We start from the raw sequence: 14,216 nt of genomic DNA, 5'->3' as shown, positions 1-14,216 counted from the left end.
TTAGGGGCGGGGATTTTTTATGTTTATGCCCTAAAATAACCTTTATTTCGCCAAACTACTAAGGAGGAATTATTCATGAAAAATCTTACAACGTCACAAATTCGTACTATGTTCCTGGAATACTTCAAAGAGCACGGTCACAGCATTGAGCCTTCTGCACCACTTGTGCCAATCGATGATGCATCCCTTCTATGGATTAACAGCGGTGTTGCAACACTGAAGAAATATTTTGATGGACGGGTCATTCCAACAAATCCACGTATCGTCAATGCACAAAAATCAATCCGTACAAATGATATTGAAAATGTTGGTAAAACAGCACGTCACCATACATTCTTTGAAATGCTTGGTAACTTTTCTATCGGTGATTATTTCAAAGAGCAAGCTATTCTTCATGCTTGGGAATTTCTCACAGACGATAAGTGGATTGGCTTTGATCCAGAATTATTGTCTATTACGATTCATCCAGAAGACGAAGAAGCTTATGCAATTTGGCGCGATAAAGTCGGCATTCCAGAACACCGTATTATCCGTTTAGAAGGTAATTTCTGGGATATCGGAGAGGGTCCAAGCGGTCCTAACTCTGAGATATTCTATGACCGTGGACCAACATACGGCGATGATTTCTCTGATCCAGAATTGTATCCGGGCGGGGAAAACGAACGTTATCTTGAAATTTGGAATTTAGTGTTCTCTGAATTCAACCATAATCCAGATAATACGTATACACCGCTTCCGAAAAAGAATATTGATACGGGCATGGGACTAGAACGTATGGCATCTGTTATCCAAAACGTACCAACCAACTTCGATATCGATATTTTCCAACCAATTATTCAGGCAACAGAACAAGTTTCTGGTGAAAAATACGGTGTCACCGAAGAACAAGATACAGCGTTCAAAGTGATTGCCGACCACATACGTACGGTTGCTTTTGCTATAGGAGACGGAGCACTGCCATCCAATGAAGGTCGAGGTTATGTGCTAAGAAGATTGTTGCGCAGAGCCGTTCGTTTTGCTAAACAATTAGGCATTCACAAGCCATTCATGTACGATCTTGTCCCAGTTGTTGGGGAAGTGATGAAAGACTTCTACCCAGAAGTGGACGAAAAGCAAGCCTTCATCATGAAAGTCATTAAAAATGAAGAAGAACGCTTCCATGAAACATTGAATGAAGGATTGGCAATTTTAACTGGAGTCATCGACAAGTCGAAGTCATCTGGTAATGCTGTTATTGCAGGGGCAGATGCTTTCCGTCTTTATGACACATACGGCTTCCCGTTTGAATTAACAGAGGAATTCGCAGAAGAAGCAAATGTTACAGTCGATCGTGCAGGCTTCGATGCGGAAATGGACAGCCAGCGTAAGCGTGCACGTGCAGCTCGTCAAGACGTCGATTCCATGCATGTTCAGTCAAGCGTACTTGGAGAAATCCATCATGCAAGTGAATTTGTCGGCTATGACACGCTTGAGTGCCAAGCGAAAGTCGTTTCATTGCTACAAAACGGTGCTTTAGTAGAACGTGCATCAGAAGGTGATGACATTCAGTTCATCTTAGACTGCACGCCATTCTACGCGGAAAGCGGAGGACAAGTAGCGGACAAGGGTACGATTAGCGGAGATACATTCGTGGCAGACGTCAAGGATGTTCAAAAAGCACCAAATGGTCAAAATCTGCATACAGCAACGATTCGTTCGGGTGAATTGCTAACAGGAACAACCGTTCATGCTGAAGTCAATCAAGAAGCAAGAAAATTGACGATCCGCAATCACACAGCGACGCATTTGCTTCATAAAGCTTTGAAAGAAGTGTTAGGTGAGCACGTCAATCAGGCAGGTTCTTATGTCGGTCCAGATCGACTACGTTTTGACTTCTCACATTTTGGTCAAGTGACGAAGGAAGAATTAGAGACGATTGAACAGATTGTCAACGAGAAAATCTGGCAGGATATTGCGGTTAATATTGCACAAAAACCGATTGCTGAAGCAAAAGAAATGGGTGCAATGGCACTCTTCGGTGAAAAATACGGAGACGTCGTTCGGGTTGTATCAGTTGGCGATTACTCATTAGAGCTTTGCGGAGGTTGTCACGTTGCATCCACATCTGTCATCGGTTTGTTTAAATTAGTATCTGAAGGCGGAATTGGAGCGGGCACACGCCGTATAGAGGCGCTAACAGGGCAACAAGCTTATCGTTCATTTAAAGAAGAGGAAGCAACGCTCATCAGCGCTGCAAGTCTTGTGAAATCAAATCCGAAAGACCTTGTGACGAAAATCGGAGCAGTACTTGCAGATATGAAAGAGCTCCAGCGTGACAATGAGTCACTTTCTTCGAAGCTAGGAAACAGCCAACTTTCAGAAGTATTCGCAGCAGCGCAGCAAATTGGTGACGTGTCAGTCATCTCTGCACGTGTTGACGTGAAAGATAATAATGGATTGCGTCAGATGATGGATGAGATGAAACAGAAGCAATCAAAGGCGGTCATCGTCCTTGGAGCGGCAGTAGATGGAAAAGTCATGTTGGTGGCTGGTGTGACGGATGATTTGAAGTCCGGGAACTATCATGCGGGTCAAATCGTCAATCATGTTGCGACGCAATGTGATGGTAAGGGTGGCGGTCGTCCGGATATGGCGATGGCTGGAGCAAAAGACGCATCAAAACTTGATGAAGCGCTTCAATCCGTGTATGATTATGTCAAATCAGTTTAACTTGATTCAGCAGAAGTTCCCACTTCTATAAGTGGCAGGATGAATGCCAGAAGAGTATTTCAATCTGCAGATTCAAGTTAAGACTCCGGCGGATGTTAGGGATTTTGAGGGAAGTTAATTGTGCTATGCACAATTCAAAATCCCAACGCAATTACGCCGAGGCGCAATTGATGTCTTCAGTGTAATTGATGAGGAGAAGCAAATCGGGTATAATGAAAACTTGAATACTATCCGATTCGTAAACGGATGATCTGAAAGCGGGGTGTCGATCATGGATTCATACGATAAGACGATGAAATTTAGCTTTCCCGAAGAATCGATGGAGCAGGAAGTGAAGCAGGTCATGCTCCATGTGCACAAGGCACTAGATGATAAGGGATATAACCCAATCAACCAGATTGTTGGCTATCTTCTATCGGGCGATCCAGCGTATATACCACGTCATGAAGAAGCACGTAATTTAATTCGGAAATTGGAACGAGACGAGATTTTAGAAGAACTTGTTAAGTTTTATATCCGTGAAAACGGAGGAAAACCGGATTGAGGACAATGGGATTGGATGTAGGGACCAAAACGGTCGGCGTTGCGATCAGTGATGCGCTTGGGTGGACAGCCCAAGGCATTGAAACGATAAAGATCGATGAAAGTGCCGGCCAGTTTGGCGTGGAAAGAATCCGAGAGCTCGTAAAAGAATACGATGTCACTGGATTTGTAGTGGGCTACCCTAAAAATATGAATAACACAGTTGGACCGAGAGGGGAAGCATCTGAGAACTATGCGAGCCTACTAACAGAAACTTTTGGTTTCCCGGCTATATTATGGGACGAGCGACTGACGACGATGGCTGCAGAGCGTGTATTAATAGATGCTGATGTGAGTCGTAAAAAAAGAAAGACTGTTATTGATAAAATGGCAGCAATCATGATCCTTCAAGGGTATCTTGATTCAAAAAATTGAAGAGGTGATCGGAATGGAACACGGACAAGAAACAATGACGATTGTAGACGAAAATGGAGTTGAACATGTATGTGAGGTTATTTTCACATTCGACTCAGAAGAATTTGGTAAATCATATGTTCTTTATCATATTTTAGGAGAAGATGATACCGAGGACGACGAAGAAGTTGAAATTCACGCATCTTCTTTCATCCCTTCTGAAGACAATGAAGATGGCGAATTGATGCCAATCGAAGATGACGCAGAGTGGGAAATGATTGAAGAAATGCTGAACACGTTTCTCGCTGAAGAGGACGAAGACGAAGAATAATCCATAAGTGCACGGACGGGACGGTGCAGACCGTTCCGTTTTTGTATGGGGTCAATTGATAAGGGGCAGATGATCGAAGCTCCGATTGAAAGAGGTGGATTGCGTATGGATAATGGTTCGAAAAAAGATGTTATGTTTGAACGAATGCGTGAAAAGAAGAAAGAAGTAAAAATCGTCAGACGAATTGTACTTGTCATTACGCTCGTGGTGCTCATTGTCGGTCTGATTGGTGGACGCTCTGTTTATAAATACATAACAGGTGCATTGCAACCGGTCGATCCAGATTCTGAGGAAGTTATTGTGGTGGAAATCCCGATTGGTTCAGGATTGGACACGATTTCTGCTAAATTAGCTGAAAATGGCATTGTTAAGGATGCACGTATCTTTAAGTATTATGCAAAATTTAATAATGAGTCACAATTTCAAGCAGGGACGTACGATTTGACGAAGGCCATGACTTTTGACGAATTGATTGAAAGCTTGAAGACAGGCAAAGTGTACCGAGAACCTGTATTTACAATGACGGTGCCGGAAGGGTTAACTTTGCAGCAAATTGCGGCAGTTATTGAAAAACGCATGGGTATTTCGGAAAAAGAGTTTCTAGATTACGTCAATGATGAGGCGACAATCAGTATGCTGATTGGGAAATATTCAACCATTTTAACAGAGGATATCCGAGCAGAAAATATCAAATATCCACTTGAGGGTTATTTATTCCCGGCGACGTATCCTTTCTATGAGGAGAAGCCTACCGTCGCAACGGTTGTCGATACAATGGTACAGGCGACAGCAACAAATGTCACTCCTTACTTAGATTTTTTACAAAGAGAAGAGAAATCAGTCCACTGGTTGCTGACATTTGCTTCCTTATTGGAAGAAGAAGCGACAGCACAATCGGATCGAGAAACGATTGCGAGCGTATTTTATAATCGTCTGAAGATTGATATGCCATTACAGACGGATCCAACAGTTTTGTATGCATTAGGGAAGCATAAGGATCGTGTTCTCTATGCAGATTTAGAAGTGCAGGATCCATACAACACATATGTCAATAAAGGCTTGCCACCTGGTCCAATTGCAGGTGCAGGGAAGTCATCACTTGAAGCAGTTATCGATCCTTCGCAAACGGATTATTTATTTTTCCTAGCGGATAAGGAAGGCACCAATCATTTTACTGATTCATACGAAGAACATTTGAAAAACCGGGACCTATATTTATCCGGAGATTGAGAGGATTAGCATGACGAAGTATGCGGCATATGTAGCCAATTTTAACAAGCAGCAAGGCCCGTTTGTCGTTGAAATGGAACGCTATGCGGCGACACATCATGTGCCGATTATGGACCGAGACGGTATGGCGTTATTTATCAGTCTATTACGTTTGCAAAAGCCTAAACGTATTCTTGAAATTGGTAGTGCCATTGGCTATTCTGCTATCCGCATCGCGGAGGCACTACCAAATACTTCAATTGTGACGGTTGAACGTGACAATACTAGATATTTGAAAGCAGTTGACTATATTTCGCGCAGTGGATTAGAAGAACAGATTGCAATCGTCGAAGCGGATGCGTTGCTAACAGAAGAGCCAATTATCTTTCAGCAAACCTTCGATGCATTGTTTATAGATGCTGCCAAAGGGCAGTATAAACGCTTTTTTGAAAAGTATGCGCCAACTATTGAAGCAGGTGGAGTCATTTACTGTGATAATATGTTCATGCACGGTGCTATATTGTATGATGAGCAAGACATTCCAAGACGTAATCGCACGATGATACGGAATTTAAAAGAATTTACAGCATGGATTATGGATCATCCAGATTACGAAACCTCTTTGCTATCAGTGGGAGACGGGCTGTTAATCGCGGTGAAAAAAGAACAATAGCTAAACATTTGATGTAAGGGGAAGTTAGATATGCAATCCAAAAAACCTCTCGTCATCGGCATCGCCGGTGGTTCGGGATCCGGTAAAACGAGTGTTACGCATTCAATCTATGATGTATTTAAAGAACATTCTGTCGTAGTCATCGAACAGGATTATTATTATAAGGACCAGTCTCACTTGGAATTTGAAGAACGACTTGAAACGAATTATGACCATCCGTTAGCTTTTGACACAGATTTGTTGATAAGTCATGTAGAGGTGTTACTTAATCGGGAATCGATAGAAAAACCGGTCTATAATTATTCTTTACACACACGGTCCGACGAAACGGTACATATCGAGCCGCAGGATGTCATCATTCTGGAAGGAATTTTAGTATTGGAGGATATGCGTTTACGTGAGTTAATGGATATTAAGTTATTTGTTGATACAGATGCAGATTTACGCATTATTCGCCGCATTATGCGAGACATTAACGAGCGGGGGCGCACAATCGAATCGGTCATCGATCAGTATTTGTCCGTCGTCCGTCCGATGCATAACCAATTCATTGAACCAACGAAGAGATATGCGGATATTATCATTCCAGAAGGTGGGCATAATGAAGTTGCAATTGACTTAATGGTTACAAAAATAAAAACAATTCTTGAATCTGGAACGAAACTGTAATATGATGATGACAGAATTCTATACAGATGAACACTATGTCGCATACCTATTGCAGGAGTGGCATAGTATTTTTATGAAGAGGAATATGAGGAGTGTTGTGAAATGATTACAGAAAAGAAGTTTCCAATGACTGTAGCAGGTAAGCAAAAATTAGAAGAAGAGCTTGAATTTTTGAAAACGGTTAAACGTAAGGAAATCGTAGAACGTATTAAAATCGCGCGTAGTTACGGTGACCTTTCGGAGAACTCGGAATACGATTCTGCAAAAGAAGACCAAGGCTTTCTAGAAGGTAAAATTTCAACGTTAGAGTCGATGATAAGAAATTCAGTTATTATCACTGAAGACGAATTGAATACCGATGAAGTGCGACTCGGGAAAACGGTTACATTTAAAGAGTTGCCTAATGGTGATGAAGAAACGTACACAATTGTCGGGTCCGCTGAAGCGAATCCAATTGAAGGACTTATTTCAAATGATTCTCCGATAGCTAAGGCTTTGATTGGTCGTCGTGCAGATGATGAAGTGAAAATTACAACTCCTGGTGGAGAAATGTTGGTTGTCATTCTTAAAATAAAATGAACGGTCAATAACCACCTTCTTTATTGAGGGTGGTTTTTTTAACTTCATTCAGCAAATTTGTTTGTACTGAAAGCGGAGTGTCAGCTACAGAAGTCTTTCACTTCTATAAGTGGCAAGATGAATGCGAACTAGATTTGTAATTCAATGGGGGTTCAAACCCCGGCTGAATGGGGGAACGCAGGCTAAGTTCGCCACGTCCTGAAACAGTGCCTTAATTTCTACAAAGAACACAGAAATACGGCCAATCGAACCCTTCGCTGTTCGATTGGCAACGCCTGCATGACCAACGTCTTGTTGGCCCAAGCCTCCGGCGGGTGTCAGGGATTTTAAGGATGGCAGTCTAAGTTCGCGACTTCCTGTGGCAACGCCTGCATGACCTACATCCTGTAGGCCTCAAGCTCAATTCAAAATCCGGATGCAATCACGCCGGGGCGTGATTGATCATTTGCCAGAACTACCAATTTGCCTTAAAATCGTTTATATCTGAATGCTGATAACTTGGATAGGGAGGATGATGGTGCATGGCTGAAAGGGAACCTGATTTTTCAAGATCGGGGCGTAACAGAAATCGAAGAGGTTCAAGTATGTTGTTGAATATGTTAATTGGAGTAGTTGTCTTACTCATTATCATTGTAGCTGCGATAATATTTATTAATGGTAATAATGAGGAAAAAGTGGATAATGGTGAAATGATTACAACGGATGGTGTTGACAATCCGTCAGATGAAGTGACAAGCCCAATCCTTGAGGATGAGGATACATCTGCAGAAGATGATGAAGCTGTGGAGGAACCAGTAGTGGAGGATAGCACGTCAGATCCGACTACTGAGCAGCCGGAAGCAATTGTAGAACCGGATCCCGAAATGGATGAGGAGGGCGACGGTGCAAGCGCAGGTGGCTCTGTGACTTATGTTACATCGGACGATGAAATCATTGCGGAGACGGTCATTAATGCAGCGTGGCAACCAATTGGCACAACACAAACAGGTGAACATGCATCGCAGTATGACGGTGAGTCCGTTGACTGGACAGAAAAGCAACAGGCACTTGCATACGCGACTGGATTATCCCAAGATTCGATGATTTTTTGGAAAATCAAAAATGGTGGAGATCCTCAGAAATCTGTGGGAATTGTGTCAACAAAGGATAAAGTCGAAAAATATCGTGTCTATTTAGAGTGGGTTGATGGTGAAGGCTGGAAACCTGTCAAGATGGATGTATTGAAAACGTTGGAATTTGAATATTAAGCGGTACAGGAAAAGGGAATGACTGGAGGAAAAAATATGAAGATCGCGGTAATTGGTGCAATGGAAGAGGAAGTAGAGCTATTACGGGAAGAAATCAGTTCGGGCCAAGTGACAACCGTGGCGGGCTGTGAACTGATTGAAGGACAAATTGGCGAGCATACGGTAATTCTCGTGAAAAGTGGCATTGGTAAAGTAAATGCGGCAATGGCTACAACATTACTCTTAAATAATTTTAAGCCGGATGTCGTATTGAATACAGGGTCAGCAGGTGGATTTTTAGAAACACTTGAAGTGGGAACTGTAGTGATTTCTGATGAAGTTCGTCATCATGATGTCGACGTCACTGCTTTCGGTTACGAGCTCGGGCAAGTGCCGGGACAGCCAGCGACGTACCGTTCAGACGATAAACTAATTGATGTAGCGCGTGCAGCTGTTGAGGAGATTGGGAAATATCCACATGCGACAGGGCTGATTGCTTCCGGTGATACGTTCATGAGCAATGCGGAGCATGTTGACAAGGTGAAGGAACAATTTCCAACGATGATCGCTGCGGAGATGGAAGCAGCAGCTGTTGCACAGGTCTGTCACCAATTCGGTACACCATTTGTTGTTATTCGTGCACTATCGGATATAGCAGGAAAAGAATCATCCATTAGCTTTGATGAGTTCCTACCAGTTGCTGCTCGTCATTCAACTGCTATTGTTTTAAATGCTATCTCGAAACTATAATCATTTCGTGGTAAGATAGATGTAAGTTTAGTTATCTGAATTCAGATAACTAGCCTCTGGCGGGTGTCACGGATTTTTGAGGGTTACTTTTCGAGCTTACTCGAAAAAATCCGGACGCAATCACGCCGGGGCGTGTTTGATTTAGTTTTGAATCAAGGAGGGATTTCACATGTTATTTCTAATGGCAGGTGTATTTATCGCATCAACAGTTATTGCAATCGTTATTGGCCGCGAGGTTCGTGCTAACTGAGTAATCAATTACGTCCTGGCGTAATTACGTAAAGAAGAGGCGTTTCCTATGCTGGGATCACCCCCGCATGGAAACGCCTTTTTGCTTATTCATTATACTCATGCTTAAACAACTGATATAGTTTAACGATTGCCCGTTTTTCGATGCGCGAAACATAGCTTCTGGATATATCGAGTTGCTCTGCAATTTCTTTTTGTGTCATCGGTTGATCATCGAGTAAACCGTAACGTCTTTGAATGATTTCAAGTTCTCGGCCATCTAGTTTCCCAAGATGTCGATATAATCTTTCTTTACGTTCCTTGTATTCTACTGCTTCGACTGGGGTTTCATCATCCGTTTGAAGCAAATCTGCAATTTGCAGTGATTGACCGTCTTTATCCATACCGATTGGATCGAAGAGGGAAACGTCTTTTTGAACTTTTTTCTGTGTGCGCAAATACATGAGTATTTCATTTTCAATACACCGGGCAGCGTATGTGGCTAGTTTTGTTTTTCGGTCTGGTGTGAAGCTGTTGACAGCTTTCATGAGACCAATGGTTCCAATGGAGATATAATCATCAAGTAATTCGTGTTTTGGATGGAATTTTTTTACGATATGGGCAACGAGGCGCATATTGCGTTCAATCAGTTCGTCTCTAGCGTCTTCATCGCCTTCAGCGAGGCGTTGTAGGCAAGACGCTTCTTCTTCCTTCGAAAGGGGACGCTGAAAAGCCTGCCCCCGAATATAGCCGATCACTGCAGGAATTTCGAGCCATAGCTGTACGATTGCCATGACAAACCCGCTCATCGGGCCACCTCCTGTGTCGTTGTATGACAGCATATGCGCTCAGGTCCTGCCATATCACCGATTTTTTAGTCGGACAGGCGATACAGGATGTCCGCATTTTATGGGTAGACACTGTGCTCCCTGCGCTTTTGTTTCGACAATGCGTGTAATGCAGACGATTATGTTATAATCATTTCAGAAACAGTACGATATCGGAGTGGATCATGTGTATACAAATTTTTTACCGGATGAATACGTCAAAAATGTTTTTCATATACGACCAGAAAAACTAGTTGAGCGTGGTGTTAAAGGGATTATTACGGACCTGGACAATACGCTTGTCGAATGGGACCGACCAGGGGCGACCGCTGAAATTATAGAGTGGCTGGCATCTATGAATGAGGTTGGCATACAAGTGATGATTGTTTCAAACAACAATAATACGCGGGTCAAAGCATTTTGTGACCCGCTTGGTATACCGTTTATTTGTGAGGCCCGTAAGCCGCTAAGGAAGTCTTTTAATAAGGCGATTACCACTATGGGTATCCAAAAAGAGCAGGCGGTTTTCATCGGTGATCAGATGATGACCGATATTCTAGGTGGTAACAGAGCAGGTTTGCACACGATACTAGTTGTGCCAGTGGCTAATTCTGACGGCTTTATCACAAAGTTTAACAGAATGATGGAAAGAAGAATTATGGCTAATTTGAAGCGTAAAGGTTTGTTAAAGTGGGAGGAATAAGTTTGGAAGAGATTAAATGTATTGGTTGTGGGATTACGATCCAGACCGACAATCCGAAATTAGAAGGGTATGCCCCCCCGGCATCATTGGAAAAAGAGGACGTTATTTGCAAACGATGTTTCCGACTGCGTAATTATAATGAATTGCAGCCGGTTACATTATCAGGTGACGATTTTCTGAAAATCTTGAATGGCATTGGTCAAAAAGATGGCCTAGTTGTTAAAGTTGTCGATATTTTTGATTTCAATGGTAGCTGGATCAATGGCTTACATCGTTTTGTCGGTAAGAAAGATATTTTATTGATTGGTAATAAAGCAGATATTTTACCGAAGTCATTGAATCCAAATCGATTGATTAATTGGATGAAAACAGAGGCGGCGAAGCTCGGCTTGAAGCCAGTTGATGTCTTGCTTGTTTCTGCGCATACAGGAAAAGGAATGGAAGAAGCATTAACAGCGATTGATACACATCGTCATGGGAAAGATGTCTACGTCGTCGGCTGTACGAATGTCGGGAAATCGACGTTCATTAATCGGATTATTAAAAGTGCGACGGGTATTGGTGAAGTCATTACGACTTCTCATTTCCCAGGAACAACATTAGATCTTGTTGAAATTCCACTTGATGATGGAAAGGCAATTTACGATACGCCAGGAATTATTAATGATCATCAAATTGCCCATTACTTGGATGCGGAAGATTTGAAAGCTATCACGCCTAAAAAAGAAATTAAACCGAAAGTATTTCAGTTGAATGCGGAACAGACGCTATATATTGGGGGACTTGCTCGTTTTGATTTTATCTCGGGGGATCGCTCGTCCTTTACGATTCATGTGTCCAATCATTTACCGATTCATCGGACGAAGTTAGCCAATGCGGATGCGTTGTATAAAGAACATTTAGGTGGATTATTGTCACCACCATCTGGTGAATCATTGGAGAAACTCCCGCCGCTTGTCCGACATGAGTTTTCCGTTAAAAAAGGAAAAATGGATTTGGTCATTTCGGGACTTGGTTGGGTTACTATCCAGCATCCGGGCGTTGTTGTCGCCGTCCATGCACCGCGTGGCGTTGACGTTGTACTACGACCATCCTTAATCTAAGGGGGAACATCCAATGAAGAAATGGTACGCTGTTCTTGGGGACCCAGTTGCCCAATCGATGTCTCCCGCCATGCACGATGCTTGGTTTGCTGACAATGATATCGACGCTACATATGTCCCTATACATGTAACAGCACAAGAGTTTGAGCGCGTAGTAGCCGGCTTGAAGCACCTCGGCTGTAGTGGTTGGAATGCTACTGTGCCGCATAAAAGTGCTATTATCCCATTTTTGGATGAGCTGGAACCATCTGCTAAGCTGATGGACGCCGTTAATACAGTGCAAGTTTTGCCGGATGGATCGCTTGTTGGTTCTAATACAGATGGGCTTGGTTTTGTTCGCTCGCTGGAGGAAGCGTATGGCATGCAATGTAAGGGGAAGAAGGTACTGATGATTGGTGCAGGTGGAGCGGCTCGCGGTATCGCTCATGCGCTTCATAGTCAGGGATATGGACCGATTACATTCACGAATCGAACAGTGGAAAAAGCTAAACAATTGGCATCAGGTGTATCGAATTCTGCAGTGCTATCTATCGGAGAGGCAGAGTCTTCTCTTGCTGAATTTGGACTGATCGTTCAGACGACAACTGTCGGCATGAATTTTGCGCAACCAGGTATGCCGCTAAATCCGAAAAACGTGATAGATGGTGCCGTCGTTGCTGATATCATCTATAACCCACTTGAAACGGAATTTCTTGCTGAAGCCTGTAAAAGAGGTGCTCAAACGATGAACGGCGTCGGCATGTTTGTCCATCAAGGTGCACTTGCATTTGAAACATGGACAGAAGTCCGACCGAATACTGAACAAATGATTAAAAAAATAACAACAATTCTTGGAGGTTAACGCATGTTAACAGGTAAACAAAAAAGATTTTTACGCAGTAATGCAAATCATTTACAACCGCTCGTCCATATTGGTAAAAGTGGCTTAACGGAGTCAGTTATTGCTCAAATTGAGGAAGCACTCGAAGCGAAAGAATTAATCAAAGTAACGATTTTACAAAACTGTGAGCAAGATAAAACGGACATTGCTGCTAAGCTTGAGGAACAAGTCGGTATCGAAGTTGTTCAAGTGATTGGTAGTATCATCGTATTATATAAAGAGTCAGTAGAGAAAAAACGCATCGAATTGCCGTAAGGAGGATTCCATGAAAAAAGTTGGCATACTCGGAGGGACGTTCAATCCACCGCATATCGGCCATCTATTAATTGCGAATGAAGTGAAGCATGCGCTTGGTCTTGATGAAGTCCGATTGATGCCGACTGCGGTCCCACCTCATAAAGTAGCGCCGAACGATGCTACTGCTAGGCAACGTCTGCATATGGTAGAGCTTGCTGTGACTCATATGGCTGGACTAGTTGTATCACCGTTTGAAGTCGATCGAGGTGGTATTTCCTTCACATATGATACGATGGAGCAGTTGACGACTCTTGAGCCTAACAACGACTTTTACTTCATTATCGGCGGAGACATGATTGATCTGTTGCCGGAATGGCATCGCATTGAGGAGCTTGTGTCCCTTGTCAATTTTGTAGGCGTTAAGCGACCTGAAACGATTGGAACGACTCAATTTTCGATTCAATTTGTAGATATTCCACAAATTGATCTTTCTTCAACGTTAATAAGACAACGTTTTGCAGAGAAGGGCACCGTTCAACTACTTATTACTCCTGCTGTGGAGGCATTTATCCGTCAGGAGGGGTTATATGGATGTTAACGAACTTAAACAACAGCTGTCACAGCGACTGACGAAAGAACGTTATGAACACGTCTTGCGCGTTGCAGAAACGGCAAAATTATTAGCGACAAAGTATCTGGTTTCAGTTGAACAAGCGGAGCAGGCGGCGTTGTTCCATGACATTGCAAAATGTATGGATAGGGTTGATTTACAGAGAAGACTTGTATTTGGCAATGTGGACTCACGACTGATTTCATTTCACCATGAGTTGTGGCATGCGCCAGTAGGTGCAATGATTACGCATGACGAATTCAACATAGTGGATGAGGACGTATTGAATGCAATTCGTTATCATACAACGGGGCGCGCGGGTATGACGATGCTTGAAAAACTGATTTATGTTGCTGATATGATTGAACCGGGACGTAATTTTCCTGGCGTGGAACTGTTGCGTCAGCAAGCTGATAAAAGTCTCGATATAGCAATGGGATCCTGCATTTATCAGTCTGTGCAGTTTCTGGTGAATAAAAGAGTACCGGTCTTTCCGAACTCGATTGACTGTTACAATGAACATATGACAAGAAGGGAACAGTGACA

The 14,216-nt window shown here is 42.9% G+C and carries 17 protein-coding genes; 16 read left to right on the top strand and 1 reads right to left on the bottom strand.

The features are described from left to right. Nucleotides 1–75 precede the first annotated feature (75 nt). From alaS to mtnN, 10 genes are all read left to right on the top strand, one after another. The gene (gene alaS, locus MKZ10_RS12450; RefSeq protein WP_342505267.1) at nt 76–2,709 is read left to right on the top strand and encodes an alanine--tRNA ligase; all 2,634 of its coding nucleotides are present in this window, start codon (nt 76–78) and stop codon (nt 2,707–2,709) included. A gap of 271 nt (nt 2,710–2,980) precedes the next feature. Beyond that, nucleotides 2,981–3,253, top strand: a complete 273-nt coding sequence (locus tag MKZ10_RS12445) for an IreB family regulatory phosphoprotein (RefSeq protein WP_203246835.1) — start codon at nt 2,981–2,983, stop codon at nt 3,251–3,253. After that, nucleotides 3,250–3,666, top strand: coding sequence for a Holliday junction resolvase RuvX (gene ruvX, locus MKZ10_RS12440; RefSeq protein WP_342505266.1), 417 nt, complete (start codon nt 3,250–3,252; stop codon nt 3,664–3,666). Before MKZ10_RS12445 ends, ruvX begins: the two co-directional genes overlap by 4 nt. A 13-nt stretch (nt 3,667–3,679) precedes the next feature. Further along, nucleotides 3,680–3,976, top strand: a complete 297-nt coding sequence (locus MKZ10_RS12435; RefSeq protein ID WP_342505265.1) for a DUF1292 domain-containing protein — start codon at nt 3,680–3,682, stop codon at nt 3,974–3,976. A 105-nt stretch (nt 3,977–4,081) separates the two neighbouring features. Beyond that, entirely contained in the window at nt 4,082–5,206 is a 1,125-nt protein-coding gene (gene mltG / locus MKZ10_RS12430) for an endolytic transglycosylase MltG (protein WP_342505264.1), read from the top strand. Between the two features lie 10 nt (nt 5,207–5,216). Continuing rightward, nucleotides 5,217–5,858 (top strand): O-methyltransferase, encoded by a 642-nt coding sequence (locus MKZ10_RS12425; RefSeq protein WP_342505263.1) that lies wholly within the window; start codon nt 5,217–5,219, stop codon nt 5,856–5,858. A 30-nt stretch (nt 5,859–5,888) separates the two neighbouring features. Next, entirely contained in the window at nt 5,889–6,527 is a 639-nt protein-coding gene (udk, locus tag MKZ10_RS12420; protein WP_342505262.1) for a uridine kinase, read from the top strand. A 102-nt stretch (nt 6,528–6,629) separates the two neighbouring features. Further along, nucleotides 6,630–7,106: a transcription elongation factor GreA gene (greA, locus tag MKZ10_RS12415; RefSeq protein WP_342505261.1), complete on the top strand. Its 477-nt coding sequence runs from the start codon at nt 6,630–6,632 to the stop codon at nt 7,104–7,106. A gap of 521 nt (nt 7,107–7,627) precedes the next feature. Further along, nucleotides 7,628–8,353: a YrrS family protein gene (locus MKZ10_RS12410; protein ID WP_342505260.1), complete on the top strand. Its 726-nt coding sequence runs from the start codon at nt 7,628–7,630 to the stop codon at nt 8,351–8,353. A gap of 36 nt (nt 8,354–8,389) precedes the next feature. Continuing rightward, nucleotides 8,390–9,082 (top strand): 5'-methylthioadenosine/S-adenosylhomocysteine nucleosidase, encoded by a 693-nt coding sequence (gene mtnN, locus MKZ10_RS12405; RefSeq protein WP_342505259.1) that lies wholly within the window; start codon nt 8,390–8,392, stop codon nt 9,080–9,082. Nucleotides 9,083–9,417: 335 nt separating this feature from the next. Here the strand turns inward: mtnN and sigK are convergent, their stop codons facing one another. Then, nucleotides 9,418–10,119: an RNA polymerase sporulation sigma factor SigK gene (gene sigK, locus MKZ10_RS12400; protein WP_342505258.1), complete on the bottom strand. Its 702-nt coding sequence runs from the start codon at nt 10,117–10,119 to the stop codon at nt 9,418–9,420. Between the two features lie 205 nt (nt 10,120–10,324). Here sigK and MKZ10_RS12395 point away from each other — a divergent pair, with 205 nt between their 5' ends. The 6 genes from MKZ10_RS12395 to yqeK are packed head-to-tail and all read left to right on the top strand — an operon-like array spanning nt 10,325 to nt 14,214. Then, nucleotides 10,325–10,840: a YqeG family HAD IIIA-type phosphatase gene (locus MKZ10_RS12395; protein WP_342505257.1), complete on the top strand. Its 516-nt coding sequence runs from the start codon at nt 10,325–10,327 to the stop codon at nt 10,838–10,840. Nucleotides 10,841–10,842: 2 nt separating this feature from the next. Then, nucleotides 10,843–11,943: a ribosome biogenesis GTPase YqeH gene (yqeH, locus tag MKZ10_RS12390; protein WP_342505256.1), complete on the top strand. Its 1,101-nt coding sequence runs from the start codon at nt 10,843–10,845 to the stop codon at nt 11,941–11,943. Between the two features lie 13 nt (nt 11,944–11,956). Next, nucleotides 11,957–12,784 carry a shikimate dehydrogenase gene (gene aroE, locus MKZ10_RS12385; protein ID WP_342505255.1) on the top strand — a complete coding sequence of 276 codons (828 nt, stop codon included), beginning with the start codon at nt 11,957–11,959 and terminating at the stop codon, nt 12,782–12,784. A gap of 3 nt (nt 12,785–12,787) precedes the next feature. Continuing rightward, nucleotides 12,788–13,078 (top strand): ribosome assembly RNA-binding protein YhbY, encoded by a 291-nt coding sequence (gene yhbY / locus MKZ10_RS12380; RefSeq protein WP_342505254.1) that lies wholly within the window; start codon nt 12,788–12,790, stop codon nt 13,076–13,078. A gap of 10 nt (nt 13,079–13,088) precedes the next feature. Next, nucleotides 13,089–13,658 carry a nicotinate-nucleotide adenylyltransferase gene (locus tag MKZ10_RS12375; protein ID WP_342505253.1) on the top strand — a complete coding sequence of 190 codons (570 nt, stop codon included), beginning with the start codon at nt 13,089–13,091 and terminating at the stop codon, nt 13,656–13,658. Beyond that, entirely contained in the window at nt 13,648–14,214 is a 567-nt protein-coding gene (gene yqeK / locus MKZ10_RS12370; RefSeq protein ID WP_342505252.1) for a bis(5'-nucleosyl)-tetraphosphatase (symmetrical) YqeK, read from the top strand. The genes MKZ10_RS12375 and yqeK overlap by 11 nt, the downstream gene beginning before the upstream one ends. Nucleotides 14,215–14,216: the final 2 nt, after the last annotated feature.

The sequence above is a fragment of the Sporosarcina sp. FSL K6-2383 genome, from assembly GCF_038618305.1.
In the GTDB taxonomy this organism is placed as follows: domain Bacteria; phylum Bacillota; class Bacilli; order Bacillales_A; family Planococcaceae; genus Sporosarcina.
Note: the sequence above shows the minus strand (reverse complement) of the source record. Positions and strands in the feature narration are given on the sequence as shown.

Bases quoted from the DNA above. Each gene is read 5' to 3' on its own strand.
- alaS (WP_342505267.1), top strand. From the start codon at position 76: ATGAAAAATCTTACAACGTCACAAATTCGTACTATGTTCCTGGAATAC.
- MKZ10_RS12445 (WP_203246835.1), top strand. From the start codon at position 2,981: ATGGATTCATACGATAAGACGATGAAATTTAGCTTTCCCGAAGAATCG.
- MKZ10_RS12435 (WP_342505265.1), top strand. From the start codon at position 3,680: ATGGAACACGGACAAGAAACAATGACGATTGTAGACGAAAATGGAGTT.
- mltG (WP_342505264.1), top strand. From the start codon at position 4,082: ATGGATAATGGTTCGAAAAAAGATGTTATGTTTGAACGAATGCGTGAA.
- MKZ10_RS12425 (WP_342505263.1), top strand. From the start codon at position 5,217: ATGACGAAGTATGCGGCATATGTAGCCAATTTTAACAAGCAGCAAGGC.
- udk (WP_342505262.1), top strand. From the start codon at position 5,889: ATGCAATCCAAAAAACCTCTCGTCATCGGCATCGCCGGTGGTTCGGGA.
- greA (WP_342505261.1), top strand. From the start codon at position 6,630: ATGATTACAGAAAAGAAGTTTCCAATGACTGTAGCAGGTAAGCAAAAA.
- MKZ10_RS12410 (WP_342505260.1), top strand. From the start codon at position 7,628: ATGGCTGAAAGGGAACCTGATTTTTCAAGATCGGGGCGTAACAGAAAT.
- mtnN (WP_342505259.1), top strand. From the start codon at position 8,390: ATGAAGATCGCGGTAATTGGTGCAATGGAAGAGGAAGTAGAGCTATTA.
- sigK (WP_342505258.1), bottom strand. From the start codon at position 10,119: ATGAGCGGGTTTGTCATGGCAATCGTACAGCTATGGCTCGAAATTCCT.
- aroE (WP_342505255.1), top strand. From the start codon at position 11,957: ATGAAGAAATGGTACGCTGTTCTTGGGGACCCAGTTGCCCAATCGATG.
- yhbY (WP_342505254.1), top strand. From the start codon at position 12,788: ATGTTAACAGGTAAACAAAAAAGATTTTTACGCAGTAATGCAAATCAT.
- MKZ10_RS12375 (WP_342505253.1), top strand. From the start codon at position 13,089: ATGAAAAAAGTTGGCATACTCGGAGGGACGTTCAATCCACCGCATATC.
- yqeK (WP_342505252.1), top strand. From the start codon at position 13,648: ATGGATGTTAACGAACTTAAACAACAGCTGTCACAGCGACTGACGAAA.